Raw genomic sequence first — 16809 nt, forward strand, 5'->3', positions numbered from 1 at the left:
AGGGATTTTTTATGTTTAAGAATGAATCTTATTAAGCTTCGTTAGATGGAGTTTGGTTTTCCACGGGTTTTTCGCTTTGTGGCTTTTCACCTTGTGGTTTCTGTCCTTCCGGTCTTCTTTGTCCTTCCGGTCTTCCTTGTCCTTCTGGTCTTCTCTGCCCTTCAGGTCTACCTTGTCCTTCCGGTCTTGGAGGTCTTGGTAAAAGAACTTTACGGGAAAGTTTCATTTTCTTACGATCATCATAACCCATGAACTTCACTTCTACCTCATCACCTTCTGCATAAGGAACTTTGTCCAGACGAGCCCACTCAATTTCAGAAATGTGAAGAAGTCCTTCTGTTCCTTTAGCGATCGCTACGAATGCACCAAAGTCCATTACTTTCACTACTTTACCTTTGTAAACTTCGCCTACAACCGGTACGAAAGTAATTTCATTGATCTTAGCAATAGCTGCATTGATTTTTTCTCTGTCTGTTCCTGCAATTTCGATACGTCCGATTTCTCCCATCTCTTCGATAGCAATAACCGTATCTGTATCTTTCTGTAACTGTTGAATAATTTTTCCACCAGGCCCGATTACAGCTCCAATGAAATCTTTTGGAATCTCCATTACCACCATTTTCGGAGCGTGAGGCTTCACATCTGCTCTTGGCTGGGAAATCGTTTCCGTGATTTTATTAAGGATGTGTAATCTTCCGTCTTTAGCCTGCATCAAAGCTTTCTCCATGATATCCATAGAAAGTCCCTGGATTTTGATATCCATCTGACAAGCTGTGATACCGTCTGCAGTACCTGTTACTTTGAAGTCCATATCTCCAAGGTGATCTTCATCTCCTAAGATATCGGAAAGTACGGTAAATTTACCTGATTTTGTATCGGTGATCAGACCCATTGCAATTCCTGAAACAGGTTTTGTGATCTGAACCCCTGCATCCATCAATGCTAATGTACCTGCACAAACTGTTGCCATTGAAGAAGAACCGTTAGATTCTAAGATATCGGAAACAATTCTGATTGTATATGGATTTTCTGCCGGAATTACTGCTGTTAAAGCTCTTTGAGCTAAGTTTCCGTGTCCTACTTCTCTTCGTGAAGTACCTCTTAAGGGTCTTGCTTCACCTGTAGAGAATGGAGGGAAGTTATAGTGTAAGAAGAATCTTTCGTCGTGCTGCGTGATTACGCTGTCGATCATGTTCGCATCTTTTACAGAACCCAGAGTTACCGCAGTCAGAGACTGAGTTTCTCCTCTTGTAAAGATCGCAGAACCGTGAGCTCCCGGAAGGTAATCAATTTCTGACCAGATTGGACGGATCGTCTGAGGATCACGACCATCAAGACGGATATTGTCTTCAAGGATCATCTGACGCATTGCTTCTTTCTCTACGTCATGGTAATATACTTTAACGAATGGAGTTACTCTTGCCAATTCCTCTTCGTCTTCAGCATATTGTGCTAAAAACTCTTCAAGAACCGCTTTGAATTTTTCTCCTCTTTCTTCTTTATTTGATGGAGTTTTTGCTACTTCATATACTTTATCATAGCACTCTTTCCATACTTTTTCACGAATTTCTTCATCGTGATCTTCGTGGCTGTATTCTCTTTTAGGGAAAGATTTTCCTACTTTTTCAGCTAATCTCTCCTGAGCTTCAATCTGTTTTTTGATCTCAGCGTGAGCGAAGTTGATGGCTTCAAGCATTTCCTGCTCAGAGATCTCCTTCATTTCTCCTTCTACCATTACGATGGAGTCTTTAGTAGCTCCCACCATAATGTCGATATCTGATTTTAATAAGTTTTCATAACTTGGGTTAACAGCCAATTGCCCGTCAATTCTTACTACTCTTGCTTCAGACATTGGTCCGTTGAAAGGGATATCTGTAATTGCAATAGCTGCAGAAGCTGCCAAACCTGCCAATGCTTCAGGCATTACTTCTTTATCGTAAGAAATTAATGAAATCATCACCTGTACTTCCGCATGGAAATCTTCAGGGAAAAGAGGACGTAATACTCTGTCCACCAATCTCATTGTAAGCACTTCATCATCAGATGGTTTTGCTTCTCTACGGAAGAAATTCCCAGGAATTCTTCCACCTGCATAAAATTTTTCTCTGTAATCTACCGTTAATGGTAAAAAGTCTACACCAGGATTGGCTTCTTTGTTGGCTACAACTGTTGCTAAAAGCATAGTTCCGCCACATTTCACCACTACAGATCCGTCAGCCTGCTTAGCCAGCTTTCCCGTTTCGATAGTGATTTCCCTGCCGTCTGCAAGGATAATCGTTTCTGTAAACGCTTGAGGTATACTCATAAATTTGCTTCTTTATACTCCGTATTGAGTATGATTAATATTTAAACTCTTTAAATTTTCGTTTGCAAAGGTACTATATAATAATGATATATTAAATTTTTCGATTGCTTTAATAGGCGTTTAAAATACAAAAAATTGGCTATCAATTGATGAAAGTTTGAAAATTTGCATTAGTAATCTGAACTTATACACCATTTACGAAAATAAAAAAGTGTTTTTTTGAGGATAATGTATTGAAAAATCCCGTCGTTTTTGTATTATTGTCTCAAAAAATGAAAATAACATATTGATCTTAAAAAAAGTATTTATTTCATTTTAAAAATGATTAAAATTATTGCAAACCAATAGGCTGATCCCTATATTTGCCCTACTTCACCAATTACAATGCTGTAGGCTAAAAAAGTTAAGGAACTATCCTTATCCAGATAAATAAATGTTTATGATTAATAAAGAAGTACAATCTCAAAGCAGGAATTATACGGTTCCGTTGATTACCATCACCCTGCTGTTTTTTATGTGGGGATTCATCACCTGTATGAATGATATCCTGATCCCGTATCTGAAACAACTTTTCAATCTTACCTTTTTCGAATCCATGCTGGTACAGTTCTGTTTCTTCGGAGCTTACTTTATTGGGTCACTGATTTATTTTATGATTTCCATTACGAAAGGAGATCCTATCAATAAATTAGGCTATAAGAAGGGAATCCTGTTCGGAATTTTTCTGGCAGCATTCGGCTGCGTTCTGTTTTATCCGGCAGCTACGTTCTCTTATTATCCGCTGTTTCTGGGAGCTTTGTTTATTTTAGGACTTGGCTTTACAGTACTGCAGATTACAGCCAACGCTTATGTTTCATTGCTGGGAAGTGAAGAATCTGCATCTAGCCGACTGAACATGACTCAGGCATTCAATGCCTTCGGAACCACCATTGCACCGGTACTTGGAGGTCACCTGATTTTTGAATTTTTCTCATCTCCGGACGGATCATTCAGCGCGGTAGCGACAAGAATTCCTTACCTTATTTTTGCAGGTATCCTTTTACTGGTAGCTTTATTGATTTCCAGAGTGAAGCTTCCTTCATTCCAGATGGGTGAAGAAGAAATCGTAAAAGGCTGGGGAGCCCTTGAATTCAGCCACCTGAAATTCGGTGTATTCGCTATGTTCTGCTATGTAGGCGGAGAAGTTGCCGTAGGAAGTTTTATCATCAGTTTCCTTGAGCAGCCACAGATTATGGGTTTTAATGAGATCATCAGTAAAAATTATCTTTCCTTATATTGGGGAGGAGCGATGATTGGCCGTTTTTTGGGAGCCATTTCTTTAAATCAATCCATAAGCCAAAGCAAAAAGGCTCTGTATATGCTGGGAGCAGCGGCAGCAGTTTTCCTTGTGATTTTCAGCATTGTCAATCTTACTTTCAGTCAGATCAGCTTTTTCATTGTGTTTATCATCCTTAATTTCATTGCTTTTTTCGTGGGTAAAGCAGCTCCGGCAAGAACATTATCCATTTTTGCAGCAATCAATGTTGCCTTGTTGATTTCTGCAATGGTGAATCATGGTGAGCTGGCGATGTACAGTATTTTAGGAATCGGAATTTTCAATTCTATTATGTTCTCAAATATTTACACACTGGCTATTTCAGGACTGGGTAAATATACCAGCCAGGGATCTTCATTAGTGGTAATGGCTATTCTGGGAGGAGCTATTGTTCCTATTTTCCAGGGATATCTTGCCGATCAGTTTGGAGTACAGCATTCATTTATTATTCCTGTATTCTGTTATCTGGTAATTCTGATATTCGGAGCGTACTGTACCAAATATCTGGGTCATGTAGAAAGTACCGAAACAAAGTCCGGGCATTAAAATCAAATTCAAATCAAAATGTATAAGGCGGAATATCTCAAAGGTATTCCGCTTTCTTTATTCAGATTTTAAAATGTAACTTTTCATGAGAAAAAAGAACTTATCGTATAAACTAACACAATCATTATGAAAATACAGTTAAAGCTTGAATATGCCGCATTTCTACTCTTAGGTATATATGCTTTTGCACAAACGGAATATTCGTGGTGGTGGTTTGCCGGACTTTTCCTTGCACCCGATATTTCTATGCTGGGATATACCATGAATAATAAAGTAGGTGCTTTCTTCTACAATCTCTTCCATCATTTTGGAGTAGCTGTCATTGTTTATTTTGCGGGAACAGCCTTGTCTCTGCCCTATTTACAAATGATCGGAGCTATTCTGTTTTCTCACTCTGCGTTTGACAGGATTCTGGGTTATGGATTGAAATATCCCGATAGTTTTCAGAATACGCATTTGGGGAAGATTGGGAAGAAGGCTGAATAGTGATGTTGAAAACCACCCCGTCAAAAAATCTTTGAATTTCCGCCACCCCTCCGAGGGAGAATTATCGCACCTTCAGTTAGGATGGCTGTTACAGTTGTAATCATCTTCAGTATTTTTTCAAGATAATAAAGGCTGGATTCCTACGGAATGACACAATTAGCGTATTAGTCTATCCATACAGTTTGTCATACGTAAGAATCTAAATACTCTTTTATTATCACATGAAAATCAAAGACTTTAAGAAATTTAAGTGTTCTTCTCAACCATTTCGTATTTTCTAAAAAAACTTTTTGTGACTTTTGCGGTAAAAAATCCCCTGTTGCGTAAAAACAAAAAAGCAACCTCTTTAGAAGTTGCTTTTTATTTTGAAAATCTTTATAGATTATTTTCTTAAACCTAGTTCAGCAATAATTGCTCTATATCTTGCGATATCTTTGTTTTTAAGGTAATCTAATAAACTTTTTCTCTTACCTACCAATTTCACTAGAGATCTCTCTGTGTTGAAATCGTGACGGTTAGCCTTTAGGTGCTGAGATAAGTGGTTGATTCTGAAAGTGAAAAGAGCGATTTGTCCTTCAGCACTTCCTGTGTCTTGTGCAGATTTCCCGTGTTTTGCGAAAATTTCCTGCTTTTTGTCTGTTGTTAAGTACATTCCAATATTGTTTAATGATTATTATGTAACGGGTGCAAAATTACGACTATTTTTTGATTCTGCAAACATTATTGATTTCATATATCAAATTTGATAGAAAAAAATGTTAAAAATTTCTTAATAATTTGTATGCAATACAACGAAAAGGCAGTAATTTTGCATACGAATTACAAATGAAAAAAATTATATTCTTTACAGCGGTTACTACTTTTTTATTCATCGGATTTACTTCGGTAAAAGCCCAGAAGAATGCTGATGATAAAATAAAAAAAGTTCTTTACTTCAATCCTGAGGTAGAGCCTGATATCGACGAAATAAAAGACCCCACCAACAATGCTTTCTTTGATGCTGTTACCGATAATTTCAGTAACAGAAGAAATAAAATGCTCCGGGCGGAGGTTCAGGTTCCCTTCGACAGTATAGACAAACAGACTATTGCAGATTACTGTCTCAACAATGATGCAGATTTTGCCATTGTTTCCAAAGTGAGATATTTCAAAGTGGGATTTGGAAAGTATGTTTTCTCCAATCAGGTGGTTGTGAGTATGAAACTCTTTGGTGCTGACGGAACTCTTGTTACAGAAACCGATCATGATACTTATCGTAAAAATATGCGTCTTCTGGGTTCTACAGTCAACTCTGTTAAAATAGGAACCGAAGGAGCAATAAAAGGAATCATTAAGAAGCTGAGAAAACTGAAACCTACAGAAGCAGAGCTTTAAGATTTGAGGTTTAAGGTTGGAATTGACAGTCATTTATCGTCAATGGTCAATTTTGCTTTGCAAGTCAATGGTGAATTTTTTTCATGCAGGTCAATCCACATATCAGACTGATTCATAATCATAATTCTTTTATAGACACTATTCTGTAGTGTATCTCTATCCTTATCAATAAGTTGAAAGCTTTCATTAGTTTAGTTTTATCTTAAATCTAAATTATTATGAAAAATTCAAATCTAAAAAAACTAAGCAGAGATAGCCAGAAAGAAATCCTGGGGAGTATCATACGTCTTCAGAAATGTCAATATCATTTCGAATGTCCTGGCGGTTCATGCTGCCACAGACTATGTGTTGTGTATGCATGCCCAGAATTATAAATATTTCATGTTAAATAAAGTACTTGTTCATCCTTACGAACAGGTGCTTTTTATTAAAAAAACCACCATAAACAACTGATACACAATTAAATATTTTCACCAAATAATGATTTATTAAATATTTTTCACTAATTTAGACCAACATTAAAACCAAAATTTCATGAAAAATCTAAAGAAACTCAGCAGAGAAAAAGCAAAACAAATTAATGGAGGAACTATGGAAAGATGCAGCGAAACTAATCCATGTACCGTTGGATGGTGTTGCTTTGGAATCTGCTCTCCTTTCATCTGCCTTGAATAAAAGATAAAACTAAACCATATAAAATCAAAATTTATGAAAAATCTAAAAAAACTCAGCAGACAAGTACAAAAGGAAATTAAAGGCAGCGGACCTTTCAAAAGATGTACAGAACATTACGAATGTCCGGGAGGATCGTGTTGTCACAACACCTGTGTTGTTAATCCATGTCCCCTGGAATAATATATGATCATTACAGACACCTGCCTTAGTAGGTGTTTTTTTATTTAAAACATAAATAAAACACTGATTACTAGCAAAATATTTTCACTCCAAAATGAATAATATAGAAATATTTACTATTTTAGTCTGACATTAAATCTAAACTATAACAGTATGAAAAATCTAAAAAAACTCAGTAGAGAATCTGCCAAGCAAATTAACGGCGGTATCGGACCTTTCAGATGCAGCATCACAAGACCTTGCTCTGTTGGATATTGCTGTAATGGAGAATGCCTTGACCATGACTGCATGATAGAGCCTTAATTTAAATACAATCATAGTATGAAGAATTTAAATCTTAAGAAGCTCAACAGGCTTGAACAAAAAAACATTAAAGGAAGCGGGATAAAAAAGTGCGGTGACAATTCAGATTGTGGCCCTTACCAATGCTGTACAAACGCTGTTTGTACATACATTCCCACTTCAGAATGCGAACCAATATAAAGAATATTGGAATTTAAAATTTAATTTTTGCACATCCGCTTCGGCGGGTGTTTTTTTTACCCTTATACTGAAACAATAAACTTTAATTAATCCTTAATTTTGCCAGTTTATTACTCAGTCTTAAAAATTTGAATTATTTTTGCATATCCAAAAAATTTCACGTTTTGAATTCTAGAGACGAACTTATCTTCAACCCTGCCGATATTGCCGAAACTCTCAGCGAACTTCCTGCTGATGAGAGGCTGCTCGCGTTCCTGAAGGTTCCGAAAGAATACAAAGCAGAAGTTTTTTCACATCTTGACCCTGATTTTCAGGAAGAAACCATCAGAAGTATCGGAAGCGATGAAGTTTCCGAAATTCTGAATGCCATGACTCCGGATGACAGAACTGCTCTTTTCGAGGATTTCCCGGATGAACTGATCAAGTATTCCATCAACCATCTTAACCCCCAGGAAAGAAGGATTGCTTTAAAGCTTCTTGGATACAACTCGGATTCGATTGCCCGTCTGATGACACCTTACTATATCCAGATCCGTAAGGAATGGACGGTAAAAAGATGTCTTCAGCAGATCAAAAAAGTAGGAAAAAGAGTGGAAACCATGAACTACCTGTACGTGGTAGACGAAAGAAACCGTCTGATTGATGACCTTGCCATCGGAACTTTACTGCTGGAAGAGGAAGATACTTTGGTTTCCGACATCACAGACAATCATTTTGTGGCGATTACTACAACGACTTCCAAAGAAGATGCGGTAACCTATTTCGAAAAGTATGACCGTGGTGCTCTTCCTATTATTACGGAAGCCGGTGTTCTGGTAGGAATTGTGACTATTGATGACATTCTCGATCAGATTGAGCAGCAGAACACGGAGGACATCCAGAAGTTCGGGGGATTGGAAGCATTGGATCTTCCTTACATCCAGACTTCATGGACAGAAATGATCAAAAAAAGAGCTACCTGGCTGATCATTTTATTTGTTTCGGAAATGCTGACGGCTTCTGCTATGGGATATTTTGATAAAGAAATTGAAAAAGCAGTTGTTCTCGCTCTATTTGTTCCATTGATTATTTCCAGTGGAGGAAATTCCGGATCACAGGCTGCAACGTTGATTATCAGAGCAATGGCGCTGCAGGAAATCAGTCTGAAAGATTGGTGGTACGTCATGAAAAAAGAAATTATCTCCGGATTATGTCTCGGAGCAATTTTAGGGGTTATCGGATTTATCAGAATTATGCTTTGGCAGCAAATTGGCTTGTTTGATTACGGTCAGTATTGGGTATACGTAGGATTGAGCGTTTCTGTTTCCCTGATTGCTATTGTATTATGGGGAACATTATCAGGTTCTATGATTCCGTTTGTTTTAAAGAAATTAAATCTTGACCCTGCTACTTCTTCTGCACCGTTTGTAGCAACATTAGTGGATGTAACGGGACTTATTATCTATTTTACCGTAGCCGGACTTTTCTTAACCGGAAAACTTTTGTAATTTTAGGCATCATCTAACATGCCAATATGAAAATCGTTTCACTTGTACCTTCTATTACTGAGGCTTTATTCGACCTTGGACTGACCGAAAATGAAGTGGTAGGAAGAACCAAATTCTGTATCCATCCTCAGGATAAAATAAAAAATGTACCCATAATCGGCGGAACTAAGAATATTAATATTGAAAAAATTAAAGCATTACAGCCGGATCTTATTCTTGCCAATAAGGAAGAGAATGTAAAAGATCAGGTGGAAGCTCTGATGGATGATCACAAGGTAATGGTCACCAATATTGATACCATTGAGGATAATTATTACCTGCTTAAAAACCTCGGAAAACTTTTTGGAAAGGAAGACAGAGCACAGCTTTTCAATCTTAAAATTTATGATGTTCTGAATCAGGCAAAACTGGAATCTCCTGTAAAAGCAGCTTATCTTATCTGGAAAAATCCTTATATGACCATTGGATCAGATACTTTCATCCACAGAATTTTATCTGAAATTGGTTTTGAAAATATTTTTAAAGACAAAACCCGTTATCCACAAATTACCACTGAAGATCTGGTAGAGGCAGACGTCATTATGCTTTCATCCGAACCTTTTCCGTTTAAAGAAAAACATATTGAAGAACTGCAGGTCTTCTATCCTGATAAAAAGATAATGATTGTAGATGGTGAAGCCTTTTCCTGGTATGGAACCCATATTGCCAAATGTGAGAATTATTTTAAAGAACTTCTCACAGAAATTCATTCAATGCAGCAAGGTTAGTTTTTCACCTCATCTTTACACTTTAAATATTCAATTCACATGTCTGGTACAGTTATACTATCTGAAGGAACAGAATTCAATCATGTTATGCAGGAGGTTTTAAAATACATCAATCTTTATGTAATGGCATTTGGAAAGGAAGAAAGAACCATCACCCGTTTAGAAAAACGTGAAAATATGTATGGAGGAAAGGGAACGGTTTATATGATACAGATGTTTGATCAGGAAGAACTGGCCAATAACCGCCTGGCGGCCTACATGGTTTTACTGAATAAAGGAGATGAATCTGGATTCCACACGCACAATCTAAGAAATGAACAGGAATTGTACGTTGTAGTGCATGGAACCGGAGAATATCGTGAAAGAACAGGAACAGAAGGAGCAATACGCAGGAAAGTGCTGCAGAAAGGCGATATTACAGCGATCAGTTCTGTAGGATATCATTCTGTTGAAAACACTGGAGATGAACCTTTAATTATGTTTGTGATTACCACCAACAATCCATAAAAAACTCCGGCTGATATAGCCGGAGTTTTTATTTTTTTATAGTAAGTTTTGATTATAAAATCTTAGAAACTTCATTACAAAGCCATTCTAATAATTCACGGTCTTCCTGCGTGAAAGGATCAATGGTGTGAGAATCAATATCGATCTGACCGATATTTTTTCCATCCTTAAAAATCGGAACTACAATTTCTGCTTTTGTATCAATTGAACAGCTTAAATAATTGCTTTCTTCGTGTACATCAGGAACTACAAATGTTTCATTGGAAACAGCAACCTGGCCACAAATTCCTTTACCGTAAGGAATAATAGTATGATCTGTTGGCGCTCCTACATAAGGGCCTAAAATCAATTCATCCTTATCTCCGTTTTTGAAATAGAAACCTGTCCAGTTGAAGTAAGGAATCTCCTGATCCAACAGGTGGCAGACTTTTTCAAGTTTTTCTTCTGTATTATGTTTGGGACTTTCAAGAATTGAGGAAAGTCTTTTCTTTAATTCTGACATTGTATTTATATTTTAAGAGAATTGTTTTAGGGAAAGCTCTTCTTTATATCCGAACATTCCACGCTCTTTAATCATTTCTGCTACGCCTTCCGGAACCTGAGTTTCCCAGCCTTTCACACAACATGCAATTTTTCTCAATATCTCTCTGGAATAAATTTCCAAAAACTCAGGATTATAGTTGGTAATATCTACGATACGGTTGTTGTGTTTGAAGTATTTGTATAATTCTTTCAGATTTTCTTCTACCTTCAGGTTGGAAGAATCCAACAGCTGATGAGTTTCCGGATCTTTGTAAGGATACAGATACACTCTCATTCCGTTTCTGAAAAACTTACCGAATGCTTCAAGAATTCCTCCTGAGAGATTTTTATAATATTTCTCATCGAATACCATCAGCATATTATTTACTCCCATGGCGACTCCGATGTCTCCACTTGTGTAAGATGCGAAGTAATCAATCAGTCTGTAATATTCAGAGAAGTTTGAAATAATAACGGTGTACCCCAGTTTTCCAAGAATGTCTACTCTATCCAGGAAATCCCTTTCATCAATATCTCCGTCTGCTCTCAGATTGGAAATGGTGATTTCAATAAGGACCTCCGTTTCTTCGTGGGTACAGGTAGCATCTTTGAAGAACATATCCATACCATTTTTAAGCATGTCAATGTTCACTTTCGTTACTGGTCTGAAACTTCCTCTTACCGCGAAAATATTTTTCTTGTACAAAACATCTGCAGGAAGCATATTGTTTCCTTGAGAATTGAAAATTACCGCATCCGTCATTCCATTCTTTACCAATTGAAGAGACATCAGTCTGTTATCAACATAGGCAAAAGCAGGTCCGCTGAAGTCGATCATATCAATTTCCAGATTATCTTTTGCAATATCATCATAAAGAGATTCTACTAAAGTTCTTGGATTGTCAAAATAATGAAAGGCTCCAAAAATAAGATTTACTCCGAGGTTTCCTAAGGTTTCCTGCTGAAGTGTAGCATCATTTTCTTTGAATTTTACGTGGATAACGATCTCATTATAATCTTCATTTTCTTTGGTCTGAAAACGGATTCCTACCCAGCCGTGGCCTTTTACCGTTTTATCAAAATTGATGGTCGTTACCGTATTGGCGTAAGAAAAGAATTTCCTGTCAGGATTATTATCTCTTGAAATTCTCTCTTCAATCAAAGCGACTTCATATCGAAGCATTTTGCGAAGCCTGTTTTGGGTTACGTACCTGTTTTTTACTTCTTTTCCGTAGATGGCATCACTAAAATCTTTGTCATAAGCAGACATTGCCTTAGCAATCGTACCGGAAGCTCCCCCTGCTCTAAAAAAGTGGCGAACAGTCTCCTGCCCGGCTCCAATTTCTGCGAAAGTACCATAAATAGTAGGATCTAGATTAATTGTTAATGCTTTTGTTTAGGAGTTAGTTTCTGATACATTAGGACGTGAAATTTTTTGTAAATTTACCAAAATTAAACCAACCTCAAAACAAAATGAAGTTGAAATTTTTAGGAACCGGTACTTCTCAAGGTGTACCCGTTATAGGCTGTACATGTGAAGTGTGTACTTCAGAAAATCCCAAAGACAAACGTTTGCGTTCTTCCGTAATGATTACTACGGAAGAAAATAAAAAAATACTGATCGACTGCGGCCCGGATTTCAGGCAGCAAATGCTTACCAACCATGAACATACCGTAGACATTGCACTAATTACCCATGAACATAATGACCACGTGATCGGTCTGGATGATATGCGGCCCCTGATTTTTAAAAGTGGAAAAGATGTACCGCTCTACTGCTATTCAAGAGTGGCTCATGAGATAAAAAACAGATTTCCTTACGCTTTTGCTGACGTAAGGTATCCCGGTGCACCCGCTTTTGAGCTACACGAAATAGAAAATAAGCCTTTTGAGGTATTGGACACAGAAATCACTCCTGTGGAGGTGATTCACTATAAAATTACTGTTTTCGGATATAAGTTTAAAAAGCTGGCTTACATTACGGATGCCGGGTTTATTTCTGAAACGGAGAAGGAAAAACTGAAGGATCTTGACATTCTGATCTTAAACTGCATCAGAAAATTTGATCCCCATCCTGCCCATTTTATCCTTCCGGATGTTATTAAATTATTTGAAGAGCTAAAACCTAAAAAATTATTTTTAACCCACATCAGCCATCACCTGGGGCTGCATGACATTGAAGATAAGGAGCTTCCGGCCGGAATACACCTTGCCTACGATGGTTTGGAATTTAATTTTTAAAAAAAAATCTTCAAAAGCTTTTGAACATTGAAAAAAGTTCCTATATTTGCACACCAATTTGAAACAAACATAACGTTTGAAATCAACATCAAGCCCAGGTGGCGGAATTGGTAGACGCGCTGGTCTCAAACACCAGTTCTTAGGAGTACCGGTTCGATCCCGGTCCTGGGTACAAAAAACCTCTGAAATCATTTGATTTTCAGAGGTTTTTATTTACATATTATACTCAATGAAACACTGCACTAAGTACCATAATATACAATAGTTATTGATCCCTGAGTTATTCTAAAAGTTCTGGTATAAACCGCTGTAACTTTAACAACATCTCCAACATTAAAAAACTGTGTTCCTGCCACGTTATGTCCTATATCTGTTGTTCCATCCCCATGCCCCGAAAGACTATATGTAAACGCAGTACCGTTTTTAAAGATCTCTGTTTTAGCAGATCCTCCTGTTGGGGAGTTCATGGAGATGTCATATTTTACAAAAACTGAAAAATTATAATATCCTGCTTTATTTATGGTAAAATTGCCACTACTATAGGTTACATTGGCGGTATTATTTTTATTAATCGTAAAAGCTACTAAATAAGGAGTATTTGCTGTCTGATTAGCAGATGTATTAGCAAAACCTACTGTAGCAATAGCAGGGATATTCAGGTTGCTTCCATCTACCAGATAGCCGTTAGCATCAGTCCCTAATACCCCGATATCTTTGTATTTCTCAAGACGAACCGTTCCGTCATCTGCCACCTGTAATAATTCTTTATTCGTATTATCATTAATCTCCAGGGCTTTGGTTGCACTAGTAGCCCCTTTACTAAGAACATCAAGCGTTGCGCTTGGAGTAGGCGTCCCAACCCCTACACTCCCGGTGGAAGTGGCGGTCATTCTTACCGTATTGTTGGTAATCAGGCTCAGATCATTTGCTGTAGTGGTTCCCAAATAACCAGCCCCACTTCCAATGTACGTTTTCAGGTTGATTGTACCATTGGTGTGATTCAATCCGAAAGAGCCATCAGGTGTACTGATCGTCAATTTGGTATCCGGTGAAGATGTACCCACACCAACGCGGTTGTTAGCGGCATCTACTGAAAAGGTTGTGTTATCTACTGAAAAAGCATTGGTAGCTGTTCCGGTAAATGCTAATGTATTACCTGCCTGCGAAACGGTACGGTTACCGGTAAGGGTACCATCCGCATTGTAAATATTAGCAGCTATTGAATTGGTTGGATTATGAAGTTTTACCCACGCTGTTCCATTATAATAATAGTAACCAACAGTATCAATATTGATAGCATTTCCCGTTTGTGATCCGGTAGCAATACTGTTTACGTAAACTAAGGTTGAAACAGGAACTCCAGTCATACTCTGGGCTCTCTGCCGATCTAAACGGGTAATTAAAACACCATCCACATTGGTAGAAGCACCTGTAGCATTCTTGGCAGTAATATCAAATGTAGCAGCAGGAGTGGTTGTGTTAACTCCTACTTGTGAATACATTTTACAAAAAGTAAATAATAAAGTCAAGGGTAGTAATTTTTTCTCATAAAATTGGTTTTAAATGATTCGTAACCAAAATTAAGTACAAACCAACATTCAGATTAAAATTACCAATACATCACAAATACATCAAGAGCATATCGAACATACATCACTACACATAAACACCTGTAAATCAAAAGACAAAGACCTTCATATTTAAATATTTCAACAATTAATGATTTACTAACAATTAACCATATCCTAGTAAAAATTTATGTTACACTTACTCCAAAAAGCTTTCCTCCTAAAGCTGTAATTCCCATCGCACAATTCCCCAGAAACAAATCCTCAATACGGCTATTGTAATACCGGAACCACCGACTCTGCCAGAAACTATCCCTAAAAACATTAAAAATATAATTGAAAATCCATACTGTAAATACACCATTTTTTAAGAGAAGCCCAAAAAGAAACAGTAAAAAGCAATAAGACTTTTATAAAAACAAGTTATTAACATAAAGCTGGTTAAAATTTAAATTCTTCAATTTCTAATTCATAATAAGTATATCCTGCTATATCAGGCTGTATTTTTGATTTTCTAACCTTGCCGCTCACCATTACTTCTGTATTTTCACGGAAAGCTTGAAGGTGGGTTACAAATATAATATACTGATACTTCATTAACAGTTCCCGGTGTGTGAATATTAACGAAGGATGTTCGGGAACTGAAAGCTCATATTCCAACACAAATACACGCCATCCTTACAAAAAAAACTACTTCAGCTGGCATTTTTTCATACAATGCAGTATTTATACGTAATCATAAGACCTAAAATAAAAATAAATTTGTGGCTTAGTTCATCATTTTTTTATTAAAATCATTTATTTTAAAATACAAACACCGACAAAATAAAAACTAAAATAAACTTAAATATGAAAATTAAACGTTTTTATTCTCTGATCACGTTATGCAGTACAATCGTAATTACACATGCACAGGTAGGGATTAACACCGCCAATCCACAGGCAACTTTAGATGTTGTAGGAAGTACAAACACCAATATGAGGGATGGTATTCTTCCTCCCAGAGTTTCCAAGCAACAATTAGCATCAAAAGACTTCGGAACTTATGGTATTGATCAGAAAGGGGCTATTGTTTATATCACAGACGTTACTTCACCCACCGGTACGACGCCGAGTATAGCAGAAGTTGGCAGCATTGACAGCATCGGATATTATTATTTTACCGGATTTCAATGGGTTCCTTTTGCCATGAATCTTTACAATACAGACGGAAGTCTTTCAGGTAACAGAGTTGTGACTCAAAACTCCAATACTCTGACATTTACAACCACCGCCAACAATGGATTCTCTATTGACGGTACTACATTCTCTGTAGATGGAGCCAATCACAGAGTCGGATTGGGAACAAGCTCTCCTGAAACAAGATTCCATGTAGTGTCCACCACTCCAGTTTCAAACCGATACAATCTGATTGATGCTACTGCAGGAACCAACCAATACGGAATTGTTACTTTAAGAAACACTTCTGCTTTGGCCACAGGAAATTTTTCATTGCTTGGTTTTACCAATAACGGACCTTCTTCAGGAGGCGGAAACTGGGCATTAGGATCTGTAAGAACAGGTTCAACACTCACTAATGGTTCGGAAGAAGATTTTTACATTGGAAATTCTACCGGAGGCGGTTTGATTGAAAGAATGAGAATCAATCCCATATCAGGAAATGTAGGAATCGGAACATCTTCAGCAACCAATAAACTCCACATTAATGCTACGAACCCAATAAGACTGGAAGGGTTACAGACTTCTTCAGGAACTGCGGGAAGCTTAACCGTGAACAGTACAGGTGTTGTACAATTACAAAACTCATCAAGCATCAGCGCTGCAAGAGGTACCGGAATAGTAGTCATTACAACAAACAATACTTTTGTAAATACAGCAACATCAGCAAAAACTTTTGATAATCTCAGTGAAATGACGGGTAATACTTTTACTGCTTCTGCAACAGGATTATATAAGGTTGATTTTGTAATTAATTATCCTCAAAGAGGAGCAACAGAAGATGGTGGAGACGGGTATTTAGGATATGCCCAGATTAGTCTGAACGGGATTCAGCAGTCATTTACCAATACTAAAGTTTCCCTGCCTGAAGCGTCCGGGGCACCCTCATTTGTTACGTGCACAAATACTACATTACTAAAAATGAATGCAGGTCAGGTTCTTTCATTTCAGGCACTTACTTTCGGATCAACACCCAATTCAACCAATATTATAGCTCCGTTTACAATCAACGTCGTTCGTATTGATTAATCCATTGAAAAAAGGTAAAAGTTCCCATTTACCTTTTCAGGCAAAATTCTATCAACACAAATAGAAAAAGACCACTTGCAAAACACAGGTGGTCATATTTTTATTT

General features: G+C 37.3%; 17 protein-coding genes and 1 tRNA gene. 12 read left to right on the forward strand and 6 right to left on the reverse strand.

Annotation, left to right across the window (positions count from 1 at the left end; translation table 11 throughout):
• Positions 1-31 precede the first annotated feature (31 nt).
• A complete protein-coding gene (locus KBP46_RS08190) occupies positions 32-2305 on the reverse strand; it encodes a polyribonucleotide nucleotidyltransferase (protein WP_216445107.1) in 2274 nt (757 codons plus the stop codon).
• A 439-nt stretch (positions 2306-2744) separates the two neighbouring features.
• Here KBP46_RS08190 and KBP46_RS08195 point away from each other — a divergent pair, with 439 nt between their 5' ends.
• Positions 2745-4166: a sugar MFS transporter gene (locus KBP46_RS08195; RefSeq protein ID WP_062671350.1), complete on the forward strand. Its 1422-nt coding sequence runs from the start codon at positions 2745-2747 to the stop codon at positions 4164-4166.
• 126 nt (positions 4167-4292) lie between these two features.
• Positions 4293-4652: a DUF4260 domain-containing protein gene (locus tag KBP46_RS08200; protein ID WP_216445108.1), complete on the forward strand. Its 360-nt coding sequence runs from the start codon at positions 4293-4295 to the stop codon at positions 4650-4652.
• 382 nt (positions 4653-5034) lie between these two features.
• Here KBP46_RS08200 and rpsO read toward each other — a convergent pair whose 3' ends face one another.
• Complete coding sequence (gene rpsO, locus KBP46_RS08205; RefSeq protein ID WP_034692246.1) at positions 5035-5304, reverse strand: 30S ribosomal protein S15; 270 nt, start codon at positions 5302-5304, stop codon at positions 5035-5037.
• A 173-nt stretch (positions 5305-5477) separates the two neighbouring features.
• Here rpsO and KBP46_RS08210 point away from each other — a divergent pair, with 173 nt between their 5' ends.
• The 7 genes from KBP46_RS08210 (at position 5478) to KBP46_RS08240 (ending at position 10125) form a co-directional block, all read left to right on the forward strand.
• Complete coding sequence (locus tag KBP46_RS08210; RefSeq protein WP_062671354.1) at positions 5478-6026, forward strand: hypothetical protein; 549 nt, start codon at positions 5478-5480, stop codon at positions 6024-6026.
• A 534-nt stretch (positions 6027-6560) separates the two neighbouring features.
• Entirely contained in the window at positions 6561-6701 is a 141-nt protein-coding gene (locus KBP46_RS08215) for a hypothetical protein (protein ID WP_157885750.1), read from the forward strand.
• A gap of 33 nt (positions 6702-6734) precedes the next feature.
• A complete protein-coding gene (locus tag KBP46_RS08220) occupies positions 6735-6881 on the forward strand; it encodes a hypothetical protein (protein ID WP_002980914.1) in 147 nt (48 codons plus the stop codon).
• A 153-nt stretch (positions 6882-7034) separates the two neighbouring features.
• Positions 7035-7184: a hypothetical protein gene (locus tag KBP46_RS08225; protein WP_157885751.1), complete on the forward strand. Its 150-nt coding sequence runs from the start codon at positions 7035-7037 to the stop codon at positions 7182-7184.
• 344 nt (positions 7185-7528) lie between these two features.
• Positions 7529-8851, forward strand: coding sequence for a magnesium transporter (gene mgtE, locus KBP46_RS08230; protein WP_047432715.1), 1323 nt, complete (start codon positions 7529-7531; stop codon positions 8849-8851).
• Between the two features lie 26 nt (positions 8852-8877).
• Positions 8878-9618 (forward strand): ABC transporter substrate-binding protein, encoded by a 741-nt coding sequence (locus KBP46_RS08235; RefSeq protein WP_216445109.1) that lies wholly within the window; start codon positions 8878-8880, stop codon positions 9616-9618.
• 39 nt (positions 9619-9657) lie between these two features.
• Positions 9658-10125, forward strand: coding sequence for a cupin domain-containing protein (locus tag KBP46_RS08240; protein ID WP_062671358.1), 468 nt, complete (start codon positions 9658-9660; stop codon positions 10123-10125).
• A 52-nt stretch (positions 10126-10177) separates the two neighbouring features.
• Here KBP46_RS08240 and KBP46_RS08245 read toward each other — a convergent pair whose 3' ends face one another.
• Both KBP46_RS08245 and KBP46_RS08250 read right to left on the reverse strand, forming a co-directional pair.
• Complete coding sequence (locus tag KBP46_RS08245; RefSeq protein WP_062671360.1) at positions 10178-10627, reverse strand: GAF domain-containing protein; 450 nt, start codon at positions 10625-10627, stop codon at positions 10178-10180.
• A 12-nt stretch (positions 10628-10639) separates the two neighbouring features.
• On the reverse strand, positions 10640-11917 hold the full coding sequence (locus tag KBP46_RS08250; protein WP_253297240.1) for a TonB-dependent receptor: 1278 nt from the start codon (positions 11915-11917) through the stop codon (positions 10640-10642).
• A gap of 203 nt (positions 11918-12120) precedes the next feature.
• Between KBP46_RS08250 and KBP46_RS08255 the strand changes: the two genes are divergently transcribed.
• Both KBP46_RS08255 and KBP46_RS08260 read left to right on the forward strand, forming a co-directional pair.
• The gene (locus tag KBP46_RS08255; RefSeq protein WP_062671362.1) at positions 12121-12888 is read left to right on the forward strand and encodes an MBL fold metallo-hydrolase; all 768 of its coding nucleotides are present in this window, start codon (positions 12121-12123) and stop codon (positions 12886-12888) included.
• Positions 12889-12980: 92 nt separating this feature from the next.
• Positions 12981-13060: transfer RNA gene (locus KBP46_RS08260), tRNA-Leu, on the forward strand.
• A 70-nt stretch (positions 13061-13130) separates the two neighbouring features.
• Here KBP46_RS08260 and KBP46_RS08265 read toward each other — a convergent pair.
• Positions 13131-14390 carry a hypothetical protein gene (locus KBP46_RS08265; RefSeq protein WP_216445110.1) on the reverse strand — a complete coding sequence of 420 codons (1260 nt, stop codon included), beginning with the start codon at positions 14388-14390 and terminating at the stop codon, positions 13131-13133.
• Positions 14391-14897: 507 nt separating this feature from the next.
• Entirely contained in the window at positions 14898-15053 is a 156-nt protein-coding gene (locus tag KBP46_RS08270; RefSeq protein WP_216445111.1) for a hypothetical protein, read from the reverse strand.
• A 252-nt stretch (positions 15054-15305) separates the two neighbouring features.
• Here KBP46_RS08270 and KBP46_RS08275 point away from each other — a divergent pair, with 252 nt between their 5' ends.
• Entirely contained in the window at positions 15306-16703 is a 1398-nt protein-coding gene (locus KBP46_RS08275; RefSeq protein ID WP_123278135.1) for a hypothetical protein, read from the forward strand.
• Positions 16704-16809 lie beyond the last annotated feature (106 nt).

The sequence above is a fragment of the Chryseobacterium sp. PCH239 genome (assembly GCF_018924625.1).
GTDB classification, from domain to species: Bacteria; Bacteroidota; Bacteroidia; order Flavobacteriales; family Weeksellaceae; genus Chryseobacterium; species Chryseobacterium cucumeris.

Bases quoted from the DNA above. Each gene is read 5' to 3' on its own strand.
- KBP46_RS08240 (WP_062671358.1), top strand. From the start codon at position 9,658: ATGTCTGGTACAGTTATACTATCTGAAGGAACAGAATTCAATCATGTT.
- KBP46_RS08220 (WP_002980914.1), top strand. From the start codon at position 6,735: ATGAAAAATCTAAAAAAACTCAGCAGACAAGTACAAAAGGAAATTAAA.
- KBP46_RS08275 (WP_123278135.1), top strand. From the start codon at position 15,306: ATGAAAATTAAACGTTTTTATTCTCTGATCACGTTATGCAGTACAATC.
- KBP46_RS08200 (WP_216445108.1), top strand. From the start codon at position 4,293: ATGAAAATACAGTTAAAGCTTGAATATGCCGCATTTCTACTCTTAGGT.
- KBP46_RS08225 (WP_157885751.1), top strand. From the start codon at position 7,035: ATGAAAAATCTAAAAAAACTCAGTAGAGAATCTGCCAAGCAAATTAAC.
- rpsO (WP_034692246.1), bottom strand. From the start codon at position 5,304: ATGTACTTAACAACAGACAAAAAGCAGGAAATTTTCGCAAAACACGGG.
- KBP46_RS08235 (WP_216445109.1), top strand. From the start codon at position 8,878: ATGAAAATCGTTTCACTTGTACCTTCTATTACTGAGGCTTTATTCGAC.
- KBP46_RS08265 (WP_216445110.1), bottom strand. From the start codon at position 14,390: ATGTATTCACAAGTAGGAGTTAACACAACCACTCCTGCTGCTACATTT.
- KBP46_RS08245 (WP_062671360.1), bottom strand. From the start codon at position 10,627: ATGTCAGAATTAAAGAAAAGACTTTCCTCAATTCTTGAAAGTCCCAAA.
- KBP46_RS08215 (WP_157885750.1), top strand. From the start codon at position 6,561: ATGAAAAATCTAAAGAAACTCAGCAGAGAAAAAGCAAAACAAATTAAT.
- KBP46_RS08270 (WP_216445111.1), bottom strand. From the start codon at position 15,053: ATGAAGTATCAGTATATTATATTTGTAACCCACCTTCAAGCTTTCCGT.
- KBP46_RS08250 (WP_253297240.1), bottom strand. From the start codon at position 11,917: ATGTCTGCTTATGACAAAGATTTTAGTGATGCCATCTACGGAAAAGAA.
- KBP46_RS08255 (WP_062671362.1), top strand. From the start codon at position 12,121: ATGAAGTTGAAATTTTTAGGAACCGGTACTTCTCAAGGTGTACCCGTT.
- KBP46_RS08195 (WP_062671350.1), top strand. From the start codon at position 2,745: ATGATTAATAAAGAAGTACAATCTCAAAGCAGGAATTATACGGTTCCG.
- KBP46_RS08190 (WP_216445107.1), bottom strand. From the start codon at position 2,305: ATGAGTATACCTCAAGCGTTTACAGAAACGATTATCCTTGCAGACGGC.
- KBP46_RS08210 (WP_062671354.1), top strand. From the start codon at position 5,478: ATGAAAAAAATTATATTCTTTACAGCGGTTACTACTTTTTTATTCATC.